Genomic DNA, 15337 nt, shown 5'->3' with positions numbered 1-15337 from the left:
CATCAAAAGGCGTGGGCATGTCGCGCGAGCAGAATACAGAACCTAGTCAAGATACTTGGCAGCGCCATGTTGCTGAACTGCATGCCCACGGCATTTCCGAGCCTGGCAGCGCACGCTTTTGCCAGCAACCAGCTACCCGGGCCGACGAGCAGGCGCTCTATAACGCATCCCCCTCTTTCGTCGACCTACTGCCATGGGTCGAGTACTTACCCGAATCGCGCTGCATGCTGCTGGACGACGGGCACTCCGTGGCGGCGTTCTTCGAGCTGCAGCCGATCGGCACTGAAGGCCGTGAGCCGAGTTGGCTGTTGCAGGTGCGCGACACGCTGGAGAACGTGCTACAGGACGCGTTCGACGAACTGGATGACAACCCGTGGGTAGTCCAGCTCTACGCCCAGGACGAGGCAGACTGGGAGCCCTACCTTGGCACGCTGCGCGACTACATCCAGCCCCGAGCCCAAGGCTCGGCATTTACCGAGTTCTACCTACGCTTCTTCCGCCACCATCTGGGTGCTATCGCCAAGCCAGGCGGGCTGTTCGAAGACAAGACCATTACCCGCCTGCCCTGGCGTGGCCAGATCCGCCGTACCCGCCTGGTCGTCTATCGTCACGTTGGCCAGGCCACTGCTCGCCGCGGACAAACACCCGAACAGGCCCTCAACCTGGTCTGCGATCGCCTCACCGGAGGCCTGGCCAATGCCGGTGTGCGTTGCCAGCGAATCGACGCTCCGGAAATCCATGCCTGGCTACTGCGCTGGTTCAACCCGTACCCGACCTTGCTCGGTACCGCCCCCCCCGATCAGGAGCGCTTCTACGCACTGACCCGCTACCCGCAGGAGCAGGAAGCCGGCGAGATCGAGTTGGCCAGCGGCACCGATTTCGCTCAGCGCTTGTTCTTCGGCCAGCCACGATCCGATGTATCCCAAGGCACCTGGCACTTCGATGGATGGCCACACCGCGCCATAACCATCGACCGCCTCCGTACGGCACCGTCCACCGGACACCTCACCGGCGAGACGCACAAGGGCGATGCCATCAATGCGCTGATGGACCAGATGCCGGAGGACACGATCTTGTGCCTGACGCTGGTCATCACTCCGCAGGATGTCCTAGAGGCGCACCTCAACCACCTGGCCCGCAAGGCGGTCGGTGACACCCTGGCGTCCGAGCAGACCCGGCGCGACGTGCAGCAGGCTCGTGGACTGATCGGCAGCGCGCACAAGCTCTTTCGAGGTGCCCTCACTTTCTACCTGCGCGGGCACGATCAGACTGAACTGGACGCCCGTGGTCTGCAACTCGGCAATGTGCTGCTCGGTGCCGGCCTGCAGCCTGTGCGGGAGGATGATGAGGTAGCCCCGCTCAACACGTATCTGCGCTGGCTCCCCTGCGTCTACGATCCGGGCAAGGACAAGCGGCAGTGGTACACCCAGCTGATGTTTGCCCAACACGCGGCCAACCTGGCCCCTTTATGGGGGCGCAGCCAGGGTACAGGACATCCAGGCATCACCCTGTTCAACCGTGGTGGCAGCACGCTGACCTTTGATCCGCTGAACAGGGCCGACCGGCAAATGAACGCCCATCTGTTCCTGGTTGGCCCGACTGGCTCAGGCAAGAGCGCCACCCTCAACAACCTGCTCAACCAGGTCATGGCGGTCTACCGCCCGCGGCTATTCATCGTCGAGGCTGGCAACTCGTTCGGCCTGTTCGGCGATTTCGCTGCCCGGCTGGGACTGACGGTGCACCGTGTGAAACTCGCGCCCGGTGCAGGTGTGAGTCTCGCGCCGTTCGCCGATGCCTGGCGCTTAGTTGATACGCCGAGCCAGGTACGGACGCTCGATACCGAGGCGCTCGATGACGACAACAACTCGGCCGACGAAGGCGACGAGCAGCGCGACGTGCTCGGCGAGTTGGAGATCACCGCGCGACTGATGATCACCGGCGGCGAGGACAAGGAAGAGGCGCGCATGACGCGTGCCGATCGCAGCCTGATCCGCCAGTGCATCCTCGATGCGGCGCAACGTTGCGTCACCGAGCAGCGCACGACACTTACGCGTGACGTGCGGGACGCGCTGCGCGAACGCGGCCGCGACAGCACGCTGCCGGAGACCCGACGCGCGCGACTGTTGGAAATGGCAGACGCAATGGACATGTTCTGCCAAGGGGCGGATGGCGACATGTTCGACCGCCCAGGGTCGCCGTGGCCAGAGGCCGACATCACCATCGTGGATCTGGCCACCTATGCCCGCGAGGGCTACAACGCCCAGCTTTCGATCGCCTACATCTCGCTGATCAACACGGTGAACAACATCGCCGAGCGCGACCAGTTCCTCGGCCGCCCGATGATCAACGTCACCGACGAAGGGCACATCATCACCAAGAACCCGTTGCTCGCGCCTTATGTGGTGAAAATAGCGAAAATGTGGAGGAAGCTCGGGTTGTGGTTCTGGCTGGCCACACAGAATCTGGATGACCTGCCCAAGGCCGCCGAGCCGATGCTGAACATGATGGAATGGTGGCTCTGCCTCAGCATGCCGCCAGACGAGGTGGAAAAAATTGCCAAGTTCCGCGAACTCACGCCAGCCCAGAAGACGTTGATGCTCTCCGCACGCAAAGAGTCCGGCAAGTTCTCGGAGGGCGTGATCCTGTCGCGCAGCATGGAACTGCTGTTTCGAGCCGTTCCGCCCAGCCTCTACCTCGCCCTGGCACAGACCGAGCCAGAGGAGAAAGCTGAACGCTACCAGCTCATGCAGCAATACGACATCAGCGAGTTGGATGCAGCTCTTCGGATTGCAGAAGCCATCGACCGGGACAGGGGCATTGCACCCTGTACTGGTATGACGGGACTCGGGCACTGAGCGCGCAATCGCCTCATCGATTTATCAGGCGCTGCAAGGCTCCGTCCGGATCATAGACACGCAGTTGCGCCGCAGGCCGGGACGAGCTGTGGTAGATCACTAGGTTGGTTCCACCCGGCCTCGCCTGCGAAGGAAACAGAATACCATCCAGCCCAGCGGCAACCACATCGTCAGCCATGTACCAAGTAGGCGGCTCGACCGACTTATCGAACCACTCCGCTCGCCAGTCCACCGTGTAGTCAGCCCAGAGCGGCGGCCAGCGATCCGGATCGAAACCGGCGCTCAAGTCAGCGACGCGCAGGCCGTTAACGAAGAACGTGCAGATCGTGCCCGGACGCAGCCACGGGTTGTCCTGCTTGTATTCGGCCAACGCCGTCGACTCATCCAGCGCCAGGTACAGCGCCTCCTGGTCCGGACGGTTGAACCGCCCTCCCTGGCGCGCCGCTCCCATCCCGGACAAGGGCGTGCCGGCATAGGCCGGCACGATGACTCGGTAAAAGGCTTCGTCGCCGTCGGCGCCGAGCGTCTTCGAGATCATCCGGCCGCACCGCCGGCGAAGGATTCCAGGTAGGCGATGACCGCATCGGCGCGACCTTCCTGAATCAGAGTGTCAGCGGTCTTGTAGCCAAACGCACGCAGCGGTTCATTGCGCAGCAGAAAGACCGCCCGATGGACGTCGCCGGTCATCTCGGCGGCCACCGCCAGCACTCGCACCATGTCCTGCAGGTACTTCTGCAACTGCGGCGCCTGGGGCCGAGCTGTCGGAGTATTGCGATGCACGTGCGCACGCTCGGCCAACTCCTGGACCCGAAATCCAAAGAAGTCACCCACCTTGGACGGAGACAGATAGGGCGTGTTGGGCTCGCGGAACCGCTCGACAAAGGGTTCTTGCAGCACAGTATTCATCTGTCGAACTCCTGACGCAGAGAGCATGCACTTATTTTGCACCCAAAATGAACCCTAGGCAAACTCATCCACCTTACCTGGGAAGGCACAGAGCCAGTTCGTCCCTACCGTATCGCCCGCCATTGCGCGGTACACTACCCGCCCACCAATCCCTTGCCCGGTTGACGAGCCCTCGCAGTGACACTGACTGACGCGACAATCACCCTGCTGCTTACCGCAAAAATCCATGGTACCGATAAAGCGGTGAAAGCCACAGCCAAGCGCTGTGCGCAGGCACTACCACGCAGCAAACGCGATCTGATGTTCTCGATCATCAACAGCACAGAGCCACGCAAGCTCATCGCCCATGTCGCCGAAAAACTGGACTTGGACTGACGCCTCCAGCGCGCCAAACTCAAAGGCCTGTCGTTTTTTATTTTCCTACCAACAGAGAAATAATTTGGAAGCCCGGCCAAGTATGACACTTGACTGAACTCTGCTATGCCGCCCCGGCTATGACGTCAAGAGCCCTTGGGGGCACAAGGTCTTGTAGCCTTGGAGGAATTTCTCGCGAATTTGCGCGTCGTCTTGGATCGACGACGGAATCATCACGTCTTCACCCAGTTCCGGTTGCCGAAAGGGGAAGCGCTGTGTGGGCTTCAGCCAGTTGCAGAGTATGACGAAGCGCAGCCTCGCTACGACGGCGCTAGGCCCTAGCCATGCGACTGCCTTGGCGAGGCCGTGCCTGCCACGCTGTACCTCCGTGGACGGGTGGAGCAGCAGCAGGCAAGCTCTTTTATTGCGCGATACAGAAGGGAGGCGTGCGACGTGAGATTAACACTTCCACCGAAGATGGTTGAGCGGACGTTGTGGGCACTATGGTGGCTGCTGCTTGTGGGAGCCTCTTTTTGGCTGTTGGTAGGGAGTGTTTCCTACTGGGTGAAGCATCACTACCTACCGGCGGATGCTTCGGGCTGGGTTCAAGCGATTGGGGCGATCCTGGCAATTCTGGTCGCGGTCCTAATCCCACTTTACCAATTGATACATGAGCACTCGGCTCGCGTAGAGATGGAGAGGACTAGTGAGGTTGCCCGTTCCGAACAATTGTTGGTGCTGTGTCGCGAGGCTGTTGAGATTGTGGATGGATTTGACGATGAGGAGATGTTCGCTGACTACGACATCACCGACGAAATGCAGCGCACGGTCCTCACCGATCTATTAGCTCGGTTGACCAACGCCCAGCAAGGTGAACTGAATGCGGATCGAATGAAGGTAGGAATGCGTTTGAGGCTGCACCTCCATAACTGGCTTAAATTCTTCAGCCAGAACAGGCCTATCCAGGGCGGCGGCGTTACCAGAGAGCAACTGCTGCACGGGCGCGTCCAAAGGCTCAGACCGATGGCAGAACGCATCAGGGATGAGGCAGAGAACATTCTGCGGCAACTCAAGAGCCAACCTCTCATCGATACCTCTGGCCCCGAAGCACCTGCCAACGAGCCTCCGTGGTGAAGACTTGAAGCTGTGCCTATGCTATGCCCCTGGACCGAAGCTGTTCCAAACAGCAACCTCACCTTTAGATGGCAAGGAGTAGCCATGTTGCCCGAGAAACTCGAAATTACGCTGCGGCCGCGTAGCCTGGTGACTGGAGCTCTGCTGTCGCCACTCGCGGTAATTGCTGCAGTATGGGTATGGAGTTTGCCATGGGAAAGCAATAACGCCCCTGGCTGGGTTCAGGCGATCGGATCTGTATTGGCAATCGGAGCTGCGATATGGATAGCGGAGCGAACGCACAACCGAGATCGAACTCGATCTGAGCGATCTGCTTTGCTCGAAGAGGTTCGCGTAGCCTGGCTCGCGGAATGCGCAACCTATGAGGCCATGGCTGCCGTTTATAGCCTTCAAGACCAGTTGAATGAAGGGCGATTGCTCTCCGACAAGGGAATTCACCTCGCGCGACTGGAGCAGGCCGGGGAGATGTTGCGAGCGATACTGACCCAGCAACTGCCCCACCGCTTGGTGAACACGACTTTCCAAGCAATTTCTTACGTTGCCGAGGTGGTGTCTGCCGTCGCTGGTTGGTCTCCAATACTGCCGTCCGAGCACTGTGAGGTCATTTTGCAGCGCCACGCAACCAGCATTGGCGAATGCAGGGTGACTATCGAACAAGAGTATCGACGACTGGCTCAACAGGCGGGAGTAGCATTCACTCAACGAATTGTTCTTTAGGCACTTACTCCTCGTCAACACGCCGGCATTGGAAGGATTGGGACTCTGATCAGAACTGGAAGTCTATTCCCCCAAATCGAATTGCGAGAGTCGTAACAAGTGCTGGCTGTTGGTGGATTCATTGGATGAGTTGCTCCTGTCGGCCCTGACCGTGATGAGCAACACTGGCGTGTGCTGATTTATCGCTACTTGAAATCCGGACGCCACAATTCCCGTTTGATTGTCGCCACCCTCCCACCTCCCAAAGTCAACTATCGCCATGACCAATCTCGCGGTAGTTCGACATGCCATCTCCGTTCGCTCGCCCAGGCTCTTCTCGGCAGCTCCGGCTCGTCGTAACGCTCTGTGGGCTATTGATTGTTTCGCAGGTACGAGCCGACGGAACGCTCGTCATCACCGACAGCCACCATCCCGTACAAGCGCCCGCCGATGCCCGGATCATCGAACTGGACCGGCCGACACGAATAGAGACCGAGCTGGCAGCCCGGTTGCCCCACGATATCAATCACAGCACAGCACTCATCCAGCAGCGTCTGGCCAACGACGGTAAAGAGCTTCGGCAACGTCTAGGAGCTGCCTACCAGGGTGTGGTGGAAGCCTGGAGCCTGGGCATCACCACGCTCCCTGCAGTGGTCGTCGACCGACATTACGTGGTTTATGGCGAGCCGGACGTCGCCAAGGCGGTTGCGCTCATCGAGGCGCACCGAGGGACGCAACCATGACGCGCCCTCGCCGCCTGCGCGCCGGCATCGCCACCCTTTTCCTGCTGGCTGCCTCGCCATCGTTTGCCCTCGACACGGCGACCATCGTGGCCTCGGTCGTCTCCCCCGACTGCCTGGCTTACCGCGTCGTGGGCATCTGTTATTGGCTGTACTGCAGCCATGGCGGTTGCTCGATACGCACCTCGGTGAAGGTCAGGCACTACGTGCCCGATGCGGTGGTGTCCAGCTACTCGGATACCGGAGCGAACCCCTGGGTGGAAGTACGCCCACTCAGCCCTCCCAACTTCACCGCACAAGCCGGTGGAGACGGCACGACCAATCACGACACCGAAAACAACCTGGCGAAATTCAAGAATACGGACGTGCTCGGCCATCCCGGAGGCTATGCCCTCAGCCGCTTCGCCGCAGCCTCGGGCTACGCCTGCCGAGGTGCAGGGATCGCCTTCATGCCCTACCTGCTGAGCACCCTCGATACGCTCGCCTGGCGCTACGATGTGCCGGAGCTGGCTTATCCCGAGGCCCTCACGCCGGGCACACGCGAGATAGGTAGGCGCTCATCCCTGAACCTCTGGGGCAACGTCTATCCGCGCGGCGGTTTTCTTCACCAGGCCGATGACTACAAAGCCGCTGCCGTGGTGGCTCAACGCGCTGGCGACATCGTCACTCGCCGCGGACAGATCCATGTCTACCAGCCTCTGCTCGCCACTCCTCGAGACGGCTACTGGCCTGCAGGGGCTCTCATCGAGAGCGATGAGGCGACAGGCAAATGGCAGGAGCTGACTCCGTCGTTGTCGTCCACCTGCGCGGTTTTCCCCAACGTAGCGCAGCATGTGCAGGCGCCGCAGGGAGACTACGCCTGGGTGTTGTGGCGTCCCTACCGCTGCTGCCAGCGACGCGGCCAAGTGCTTGTCGGCAGCACGGATTTCGAGTGAGGAATGCCCGCGTGCGTCGGCCCTCCCCCTCACCTATTCGCTTCGGCAGTCTGGCGCTGCTCATGGGAGCCTTCGCGATGGCCTGTCCACTGTTCGGAGCACAAGCCAGCGAGTACAGCGCGCAGCAGCAAGGCTCGGTCATCGGCGACGATGTCCTGTACAGCATCGGCGGTGGCCAGGCCGTTTCGATGTCACCGGCCTCGAGCATGCATGGCCTTGGTGTCGGAGTGGGTTGGAACAACAACCTGATCTGCGGAAACATGTCGCTGTCCACGACCATCCAGAACCAGTTGAACGGCCTGACCAACGGCTTCCAAACGATCATGAGCAGTGTCATCCAGAACGCCACCTCGGCCGTGGCGTCGCTGCCGGCGCTGATCATCCAGCGCGCCGATCCGGGGCTCTACAACCTGCTCACCAATGGAGTATTGCAAGCCCGGCTCGACTTCGACCGCTCCAAGCTGACCTGCCGCAGCATGGCCGACAAGATGGCCAGCACAGCCGGCGGCCAGCTCGGATGGGACCAGCTAGCCGAAGGCATGGCGTTGAAGCAGGCGGTAGCCAGCCATGACGCCGTCTCCGCCGTCGAGCAAGCCGAAACCAGTCACGGCAACGACGGCGTGCCCTGGGTCGGCGGCGACAATGCCGGCGGCTCAGGACAACGCCCGATACGCATCGTCAGCGACGTTACGCGCGCCGGCTACAACCTGGTCAACGGCCGCGATGCCACCGACGGCAGCTCGATCGACACAAGCCAATGTGGCGGCAATCTCGCCTGCCAGACCTGGAGCTCTCCAGACGCCGCTGCCAACTGGGCGGTACGGGTGCTAGGCGAACAGGAACAACGGACCTGCGAAGCCTGCACCAAGAGCGTCGCCACCCCGGGAGTGGGCCTCACCCCACTGATCCAAGAAGAGTACGAGGCGAAGCTGGAGGCGCTGCAGCAGCTGGTTGCCGGCAGCCGCACCATGAGCATCGAAAACCTGCAGGCCGCCGGCAGCAGTTCCCTGCCCATCACCCGCGGCGTCATCGAGGCGCTCAGGGACGAACCCGACCAGGACCTGCTCGCCCGGCGCCTGGCCTCCGAGGTTGCGCTGGCGAGCGTGTTGGAGAAGGCCCTCCTGCTGCAGCGCACCTTGCTGACTGGCCGAAAGGAGCCGAACGTCGCCGCGAACGACCTGGCACAGAAAGCGGTTTCGAACGAGAGCGATGTCCTCGACCGGGAGATCCTCAGCCTGAAAACCGAGTTGGAGCTGCGCCGTGAGCTGGCTGCCAACTCACCGACCACCATCATCCAACGGCACAGTACGCGCGCCGCCGGCTCTCGCGGTATCTACCAGGGCGACCCGACACGCGACCGCCTGGACAAGCTGCAGCAGCCTTCAAGCGACGGAGCCACTCCGTGAGTCGCACCTTGCAATGCCCTCGATGGCTACGGCGCAAAGGCGCGCTCCTTGCCTGGGGCATCCTGCTGCTTGCAGTCATTGCCGTGATCAATGCGATAGGCCTCCGCCTGGCGGGTAGCGCCTTGACCTGGCAAGTATGGCTGACGACACACAGCAGCTACTTCCTAGCCTGGCGAATACTGCTCTATGCCACCACCGCTCGGGGCTGGCTGTGGATGCGCAAACGCGTGCTGGCACGCGAACCGGATCCCGCTGCCCGGCTACGACTGCTGTGCACCGAGTTTGCCGCAGTCGCCGCACTCGCCGTGCAGGAAACGCTGTCACTCGCTCAGCACGGCTGACCTGGAGCTGACGATGACGCTCTACACCACCGACTACCTGGAGTATTACCTGACGCTGGTGAGCTGGATCATCCATAACGGCATCTGGTCAGTGCTGACGGCCAGTGGCGCTTTCGCCCTGCCATTCCTGGCGATCATCCTCCAGGAGTGGCTCCGCGCCCGTGCCGAAGGCGCCGACGAGGGCAACAAAGGCGCGCTGTCGGCCAGCCGCATCGAGAACCGCGTTTTCGTGGCGATCGTCGTCATCATGTTCGCCGGCATCCCATTCATCGACGTGGACTTCAACACGTTGCAGTTCGATCAATCCCGCTCCACCCAGTGCCAGGTGAATGCCCCTCAACCTGCCAAAACAGGCTGGTCGCAGTCCTTCAGCACGCTCAACAACCAATCGGCGAAGGTGCCAGTGTGGTGGTTCTTCATGCATGCCCTCTCACGCGCGATCACCGGCGCTTCGGTGGCGGCCATCCCCTGCGGCACGGACGTGCGCCAGATTCGCATGGATATCGACGCCACACGTATCGACGATCCGCTGCTGGCCCAGGAGGTCAGCGATTTCACACACGACTGTTACGGGCCCGCACGCGCCAAGTTCTTCATGAACCGCCCCGAGATGACTGAGGAGCAGATGTACGATGTGACCTGGATAGGCTCGCGCTTCTTCCTCGACCACAGCGGCTACTACGACACCTACCACTCCAGTACGCCCCGCGAGGGTTGGGCCTATGACAGCAACCGCGACGCAGGGCTCGCCGAGGTCCCCAGCGGTGCTGGCTACCCCACCTGCCAGCAGTGGTGGTCGGATAGCAACGGCCTGCGTGCGCGGCTGCTCAGCCAGGTCGACCCCAATCTGCTGACCAGGATCGCCAACTGGGCAGGCTTCCTCTCCCAGGACCAGGTCAACGACTCGGTAATCCGGGCCATCGCCTCGCCCCAGCAGCAGAAGCTCAACCAAGGAGCTGTCTACAGCGACTACGGTGGCCAGGTCAGCATGACTGCGCCGAACGTGGCCGCTCGCGCCACCGGTGATGTCGGACTGGCGCTGGGCTCCGTGGCCTTCTTCCCCGCGATGGATGCCATGCGCCAGGCACTGCCGATGGTTCTGGCGTTGCTCAAGATGGCGCTGGTGATCTGCATTCCGCTCATGCTGGTGATCGGTACCTATGACCTCAAGATCGTAGTCACCGTCAGCGTGGTGCAATTCGCGCTGTTCTTCGTCGACTTCTGGTTCCAGCTCGCTCGCTGGATCGACTCGACGATCCTGGACGCGCTCTATGGGACAGGCTGGGGGTGGAATCGCCCGCACACGAACTTCGATCCGATGATCGGGCTGAACAACGCCTTCGGCGATCTGCTGATCAGCTTCGTGATGGCGACGATGTTTATCGTGCTGCCCACGTTCTGGATCGCAGCCTTGGGATGGGTCGGCATACATGCAGGTGTGATTGCTCAGAATATTGCGGTCGGCTCCAAGGATGTCAGAGACAGCACAGGAGCAGGGGTGAGCAAAGTGTCGGGTAAGGTCATGTAGGTTAGTGCGCTACGAAATCAGTCGTCGTAGGGATCATTAGGCTCGTGAGGATCAAGCCGGTGCCCACCGGAGGAATACAGACCAAAGCCCGCCTCACCATGACGCATTTCATCATTGGGCGGCCAGATATTTTCTTGCGACATACTTTGTGGGAAAGCAAGGCTAGCTGTCAGTAGAACCACAAGCAGAAGCGCCAACCAAAAAGCGCTGTAAAGAAGCACGCCAAGCACCACCAGCTTGATACCCCAGAGCAGCACCGTAGCGCCACCGGCAGATACCCCCTGTCCAACCAACCAGCCATTCACCCTCCGCTCCTGGCGAACGTATCCGCGGCATACTCGACCTAGCGTCTGACCCAGCCGTTCTGCCAAAGAGGTCGATGCCGAAGGTTTCATGGTCACTACCTCATGGTTGCTCTGTCTGTGCTCTCCAAAAATCTCCTGCTTCGCAATTGAAGCCCACGCGTCGGTGCAACGACAAAGTGCTGCGACCTCATTCTATGAAACGCCAAAAGCTCAGCAAGGTGCATCGCACCTGATAGCCGGTATATCGCTGAAAAATTCCAACAACCCACGGATAATCCGGGCGACGTCATGCCGGATTGGCTGGCCTTGGCCTCTCCTGCCCGTGCTTCGATGGTCCTGCAACCAGTTCGCAGTCTGCGGACACTGCATCGCCTACCAGGCGATTCCCCATAGCAGCTTCTTCCGGTGCCACTTGGCAACGCTGCAGCCCGCTGATTGACCTCAGCAGGCTCCCGGAACCGCTGTTCTCCCCCGGTGGGGCATTCGTGCCCTTCCGCCCGGATGCCCTGTTCTTCTATCCCAGAGCATCCGTTCTCCTCACTTCCTTCCCGAGGTGTTGTCCTCTAGACGGCTGCTCCTGTCCCAGGAGTACTGACCATGGGTATGGATGTTTTCGGCAAATCCCCTACCTCCGAACGCGGCAAGTATTTCCGCAACAACGTGTGGTGGTGGCATCCCTTATGGGACTACTGCGAGCGACTCGCTCCCGACATCATCCCTAGCGACAACCTGGGTCATTCCAATGATGGTTGGGGACTCAGCAACCGCGCTGCACTCAAGCTGGCTGATCGCCTAGCCACCGCTCTCGCATCTGGTGAGACGGAGCAGTATGCGCAGCGCTACTCTGCCTACCTCGAATCGCTACCTGATGAGCCTTGCACCGTTTGTGGTGCAACAGGCAAGCGCACTGCACCGCCGACCATCGGTCCCGGTATGCAGCCATGCAATTGCTGCAACGGCTCCGGCCATACTCCGAGCTTCGAGAAGCATTACCCCTTCTCGGTCGAAAATGTCCGCGAATTCGAAGCGTTCCTTCGAGAGTGCGGCGGATTCAATATTCATTGAAACCTACATCCTTGAGCCGTGCATCGCACGGCTCTTCTATTTCAGACATCCCCCCCTGGAGATCTGTGGGACCGCCACAAAAAAGGCGATCTGATTTCCGGCTTGTTTCGCCAGGCGGACACGCGTCATGCCCACGATGAAAGGGCTCATCACCGCAAAAGGCCATAATGGCCAAGGGAATGGGGCCCAAGGGAAATGGGCCTACCCGGAAAAGGAAAAGGCTCCCCACCACCAGGTGCCTTCGATGCTTGCACTCTTTCATTGGAAACACCCTTCGCCCGCAGAAAACCTCCAGGAGAAGAGCGCCACCATGGGAAACTGGCTACGCCCAGAACCCGCCTCCATCCTACTGGCTACGCCACGTCGACAGCTCCTGCTGGAACACATCTGGCAACGCACCTCGCTCTCTCGCAGGCAATTCGCCAACCTGTACCGTGCGCCGCTGGAGCGCTTCGCCGAACTGGTCCAGCAATTTCCCGCCTCCGAAAGCCATCACCATGCCTATCCAGGGGGCATGCTGGACCATGGCTTGGAAATCGTGGCCTACGCCCTCAAACTGCGACAGTCACACCTGCTGCCCACTGGTACCACGCCTGAAGATCAGGTTGTGCAGGCAGAGGCCTGGACCGCCGCCGTAGCCTATGCCGCCTTACTGCATGACCTCGGCAAGATCGCGGTCGACCTGCACGTCGAATGGGCCGATGGCAGTTCCTGGCACCCCTGGCACGGTCCGCTGAGGCACGCATATCGATTCCGCTATCGCCAGAACCGCGAGTACCGACTGCACAGCGCGGCGACGGGCCTGCTGTACCGGCAGGTGCTCGATGGCGAGATCCTGGATTGGCTCAGCACCTATCCCTCGCCCTGGTCTGCGCTGCTGTACGTGCTGGCCGGCCAGTACGAGCATGCTGGTACGCTGGGCGAACTGGTCGTGCAGGCGGACCGCGCATCCGCCTCCCAGGCCCTGGGAGGCGATCCAGCCCGGGCCATGTCGGCGCCGACGCGTACCCTGCAGCGCAAGCTGCTCGACGGCCTGCGCTACCTGCTGAAAGAGGAACTGAAGCTCAACCAGTCCCAGGCTTCGGATGGTTGGCTGACTCAGGACGCACTCTGGCTGGTCAGCAAAACCGTCTCGGATAAATTGCGTGCCCATTTGCTGGCCCAGGGCATCGACGGCATCCCCGCGAACAACACCGCCATCTTCAACGTGCTGCAGGACCACGGCATGCTGCAGCCCACACCGGACGGCAAGGCGATCTGGCGGGCAACCGTCATGAGCGATGCGGGCTGGTCGCATGCGTTCACGCTGCTGCGACTGGCCCCGGCCTTGATCTGGGACGCAGATGATCGCCCGGTGCCGTTCGCGGGTACCGTCGTCGTGGAGGTGGAGACCCGCGAATCACCCTCAACGCCATCCGCCGTTAGCAGTGATAGGCCTCTGGAGTCCAGCGCCCCAGCGGTGCAGCCTGCTGCCCCTTCTGTCGATAGCATCGATGCACTGCTGGCGTTATTCGGTGCCTCCGATACCGAACCGCCACCGCAGGAACTGGAAGCAGAGCACCCGCCGGCAACCTGCGCCGATAAATCACCCACCCCTTCCCCGCAGATCGACTCAATACCGCCGCCCCCTGCGCTCCTCCCCACCGAAAGCGGCGGAAATTCGCGGGAGTTGCCGCCGTGCGAACATTTCATGGGTTGGCTGCGCCTGCGCATCCAGAGCCGCACGCTCATCATCAACGACGCCCGGGCGCTAGTGCATACCGTGAACGACACGGTGTTCCTGGTTAGCCCCGGCGTCTTCCAGCGCTACGCCCAGGAACATCCACAGACAGCATCGCTCGCCAAGCAGGATCAGGTAGCAGACTGGCAGTGGGTACAAAAGCGCTTCGAGAAACTGCAGCTGCACCGTAAACAAGACAGTGGCCGGAACATCTGGACCTGTGAGGTGACAGGGCCGCGCAAGTCGCGACGACTGCACGGCTACCTGCTTAAGGAGCCCCAGCAGTTGTTTGCAGAGATGCCACCTAATAACCCCTACCTGCAACTGCGGGTCGAAGGGTGACGGGTTTTACAGGAAGGAGGCGCAGAACTCAGAAGCTCTTCTCGAACTTCAGCGCCACTTCCGTCTAGCGATAGGAATATGCCCAGTCGATGCTGCTGTGGTTGTCGGTATGTTTGACGTACAGGTTGGGCACCACCCCGCCCAGTGCGAAATGCGGCATACCCAGGTTAGCGATGTAGATCTGCTGCTTGTCCTTGCGCAACCCGCCGAGGAAATAATCCGGCTCGTCGTAGCGGGTGGTTCGGTACAAGGCCATGAGGTTGAGGTTCACGCCCAGGTCGAACAGGTGGTAGATCCCCCAGGTTGGCCATGTACTCCCAGTTACTCGCCGAGTCCTGCTCCTGGGTGCAGCGCGTATAGGCTGCACCGTCATACACCATGGTCTGGCTGCCAAGCAGATATGACACCGAACTGCCCAACATGCGCTCGTCGAAATCATCAAAATAATCTCACCGCTCGCCCTGGAAACGAAAATGCTCGTTCTGCGCCTGCAAGCCCAACTGCAGCCGCTGGGTCAGGCTGTACCTCCACTCCCCTTGGCGCTAACGCACTTATATGCACGCAGGAAGAAACACGCCTATACGCTCGATAGTTGACCTACAAGCGGTGGCCGATTTATGCAAAGTCAATGGCGAGATTGGGAGAACCACCGTACTGTTGAAGAACCGACTGTCAAACATACGCATTGAGCATGGGAAGTTAAAGTCAACACAGAAATCACATACACAATGTCATGACTCGTCCGAACCTGATTGGGCTCATACGAAGGAGGCGAAAATTGAAAGATTCACGCCATAGAAAAATATTTCGCAGATGAGCCAATAAAAAATAGAAATTTTTACCATGAAATTTTTAGATACTATATTTAAAAACGAACTCTCTGATGAGAAAATATTAGCTCTCAAGTACATCACTGAAGCCTTCCCAGAAGGAATCAGCGGCTACGAATCAAGCGACCGTAATGACCGCAAATGAATCAGTACCAAAGCCAACCTTTTTTTGACAATTAC

General features: G+C 60.4%; 16 protein-coding genes. 12 read left to right on the top strand and 4 right to left on the bottom strand.

The features are described 5' to 3' along the window. The first annotated feature begins 17 nt into the window (after positions 1 to 17). A complete protein-coding gene (locus tag M8R19_RS26705; protein ID WP_249919358.1) occupies positions 18 to 2855 on the top strand; it encodes a conjugative transfer ATPase in 2838 nt (945 codons plus the stop codon). Between the two features lie 13 nt (positions 2856 to 2868). On the opposite strand, the gene M8R19_RS26700 is transcribed toward M8R19_RS26705, so the two are convergent. After that, a complete protein-coding gene (locus tag M8R19_RS26700) occupies positions 2869 to 3393 on the bottom strand; it encodes an RES family NAD+ phosphorylase (RefSeq protein ID WP_249919357.1) in 525 nt (174 codons plus the stop codon). After that, positions 3390 to 3761 carry an antitoxin Xre/MbcA/ParS toxin-binding domain-containing protein gene (locus M8R19_RS26695; RefSeq protein ID WP_249919356.1) on the bottom strand — a complete coding sequence of 124 codons (372 nt, stop codon included), beginning with the start codon at positions 3759 to 3761 and terminating at the stop codon, positions 3390 to 3392. Before M8R19_RS26695 ends, M8R19_RS26700 begins: the two co-directional genes overlap by 4 nt. A 177-nt stretch (positions 3762 to 3938) precedes the next feature. Between M8R19_RS26695 and M8R19_RS26690 the strand changes: the two genes are divergently transcribed. The 8 genes from M8R19_RS26690 (at position 3939) to M8R19_RS26655 (ending at position 10895) form a co-directional block, all read left to right on the top strand. Then, the gene (locus M8R19_RS26690) at positions 3939 to 4136 is read left to right on the top strand and encodes a DUF7740 domain-containing protein (protein WP_249919355.1); all 198 of its coding nucleotides are present in this window, start codon (positions 3939 to 3941) and stop codon (positions 4134 to 4136) included. Between the two features lie 345 nt (positions 4137 to 4481). Beyond that, positions 4482 to 5249: a hypothetical protein gene (locus M8R19_RS26685; RefSeq protein WP_249919354.1), complete on the top strand. Its 768-nt coding sequence runs from the start codon at positions 4482 to 4484 to the stop codon at positions 5247 to 5249. Between the two features lie 84 nt (positions 5250 to 5333). Further along, the gene (locus M8R19_RS26680; protein ID WP_249919353.1) at positions 5334 to 5966 is read left to right on the top strand and encodes a hypothetical protein; all 633 of its coding nucleotides are present in this window, start codon (positions 5334 to 5336) and stop codon (positions 5964 to 5966) included. A 284-nt stretch (positions 5967 to 6250) separates the two neighbouring features. Continuing rightward, positions 6251 to 6688: a TIGR03757 family integrating conjugative element protein gene (locus M8R19_RS26675; RefSeq protein ID WP_249919352.1), complete on the top strand. Its 438-nt coding sequence runs from the start codon at positions 6251 to 6253 to the stop codon at positions 6686 to 6688. Further along, on the top strand, positions 6685 to 7620 hold the full coding sequence (locus tag M8R19_RS26670; RefSeq protein ID WP_249919351.1) for a TIGR03756 family integrating conjugative element protein: 936 nt from the start codon (positions 6685 to 6687) through the stop codon (positions 7618 to 7620). Before M8R19_RS26675 ends, M8R19_RS26670 begins: the two co-directional genes overlap by 4 nt. A gap of 62 nt (positions 7621 to 7682) precedes the next feature. Further along, on the top strand, positions 7683 to 9026 hold the full coding sequence (locus M8R19_RS26665) for an integrating conjugative element protein (RefSeq protein ID WP_419792506.1): 1344 nt from the start codon (positions 7683 to 7685) through the stop codon (positions 9024 to 9026). Next, on the top strand, positions 9023 to 9367 hold the full coding sequence (locus tag M8R19_RS26660; RefSeq protein WP_249919350.1) for a hypothetical protein: 345 nt from the start codon (positions 9023 to 9025) through the stop codon (positions 9365 to 9367). The genes M8R19_RS26665 and M8R19_RS26660 overlap by 4 nt, the downstream gene beginning before the upstream one ends. A 13-nt stretch (positions 9368 to 9380) precedes the next feature. Next, a complete protein-coding gene (locus M8R19_RS26655) occupies positions 9381 to 10895 on the top strand; it encodes a conjugal transfer protein TraG N-terminal domain-containing protein (protein ID WP_249919349.1) in 1515 nt (504 codons plus the stop codon). Positions 10896 to 10912: 17 nt separating this feature from the next. On the opposite strand, the gene M8R19_RS26650 is transcribed toward M8R19_RS26655, so the two are convergent. Next, a complete protein-coding gene (locus M8R19_RS26650; RefSeq protein ID WP_249919348.1) occupies positions 10913 to 11290 on the bottom strand; it encodes a DUF3742 family protein in 378 nt (125 codons plus the stop codon). Positions 11291 to 11797: 507 nt separating this feature from the next. Here M8R19_RS26650 and M8R19_RS26645 point away from each other — a divergent pair. Then, the gene (locus tag M8R19_RS26645; protein ID WP_249919347.1) at positions 11798 to 12265 is read left to right on the top strand and encodes a hypothetical protein; all 468 of its coding nucleotides are present in this window, start codon (positions 11798 to 11800) and stop codon (positions 12263 to 12265) included. A 244-nt stretch (positions 12266 to 12509) separates the two neighbouring features. Continuing rightward, positions 12510 to 14327, top strand: a complete 1818-nt coding sequence (gene mobH, locus M8R19_RS26640) for a MobH family relaxase (protein WP_419792507.1) — start codon at positions 12510 to 12512, stop codon at positions 14325 to 14327. A 64-nt stretch (positions 14328 to 14391) separates the two neighbouring features. Here mobH and M8R19_RS26635 read toward each other — a convergent pair whose 3' ends face one another. Further along, the gene (locus M8R19_RS26635; protein WP_249919345.1) at positions 14392 to 14598 is read right to left on the bottom strand and encodes a surface lipoprotein assembly modifier; all 207 of its coding nucleotides are present in this window, start codon (positions 14596 to 14598) and stop codon (positions 14392 to 14394) included. Between the two features lie 572 nt (positions 14599 to 15170). Here M8R19_RS26635 and M8R19_RS33230 point away from each other — a divergent pair. Further along, positions 15171 to 15302 (top strand): hypothetical protein, encoded by a 132-nt coding sequence (locus tag M8R19_RS33230; RefSeq protein ID WP_283939508.1) that lies wholly within the window; start codon positions 15171 to 15173, stop codon positions 15300 to 15302. The last annotated feature ends 35 nt before the right edge of the window (positions 15303 to 15337 follow it).

Source organism: Pseudomonas sp. R3.Fl (assembly GCF_023516765.1).
GTDB classification, from domain to species: Bacteria; Pseudomonadota; Gammaproteobacteria; order Pseudomonadales; family Pseudomonadaceae; genus Pseudomonas; species Pseudomonas citronellolis.
Note: the sequence above shows the minus strand (reverse complement) of the source record. Positions and strands in the feature narration are given on the sequence as shown.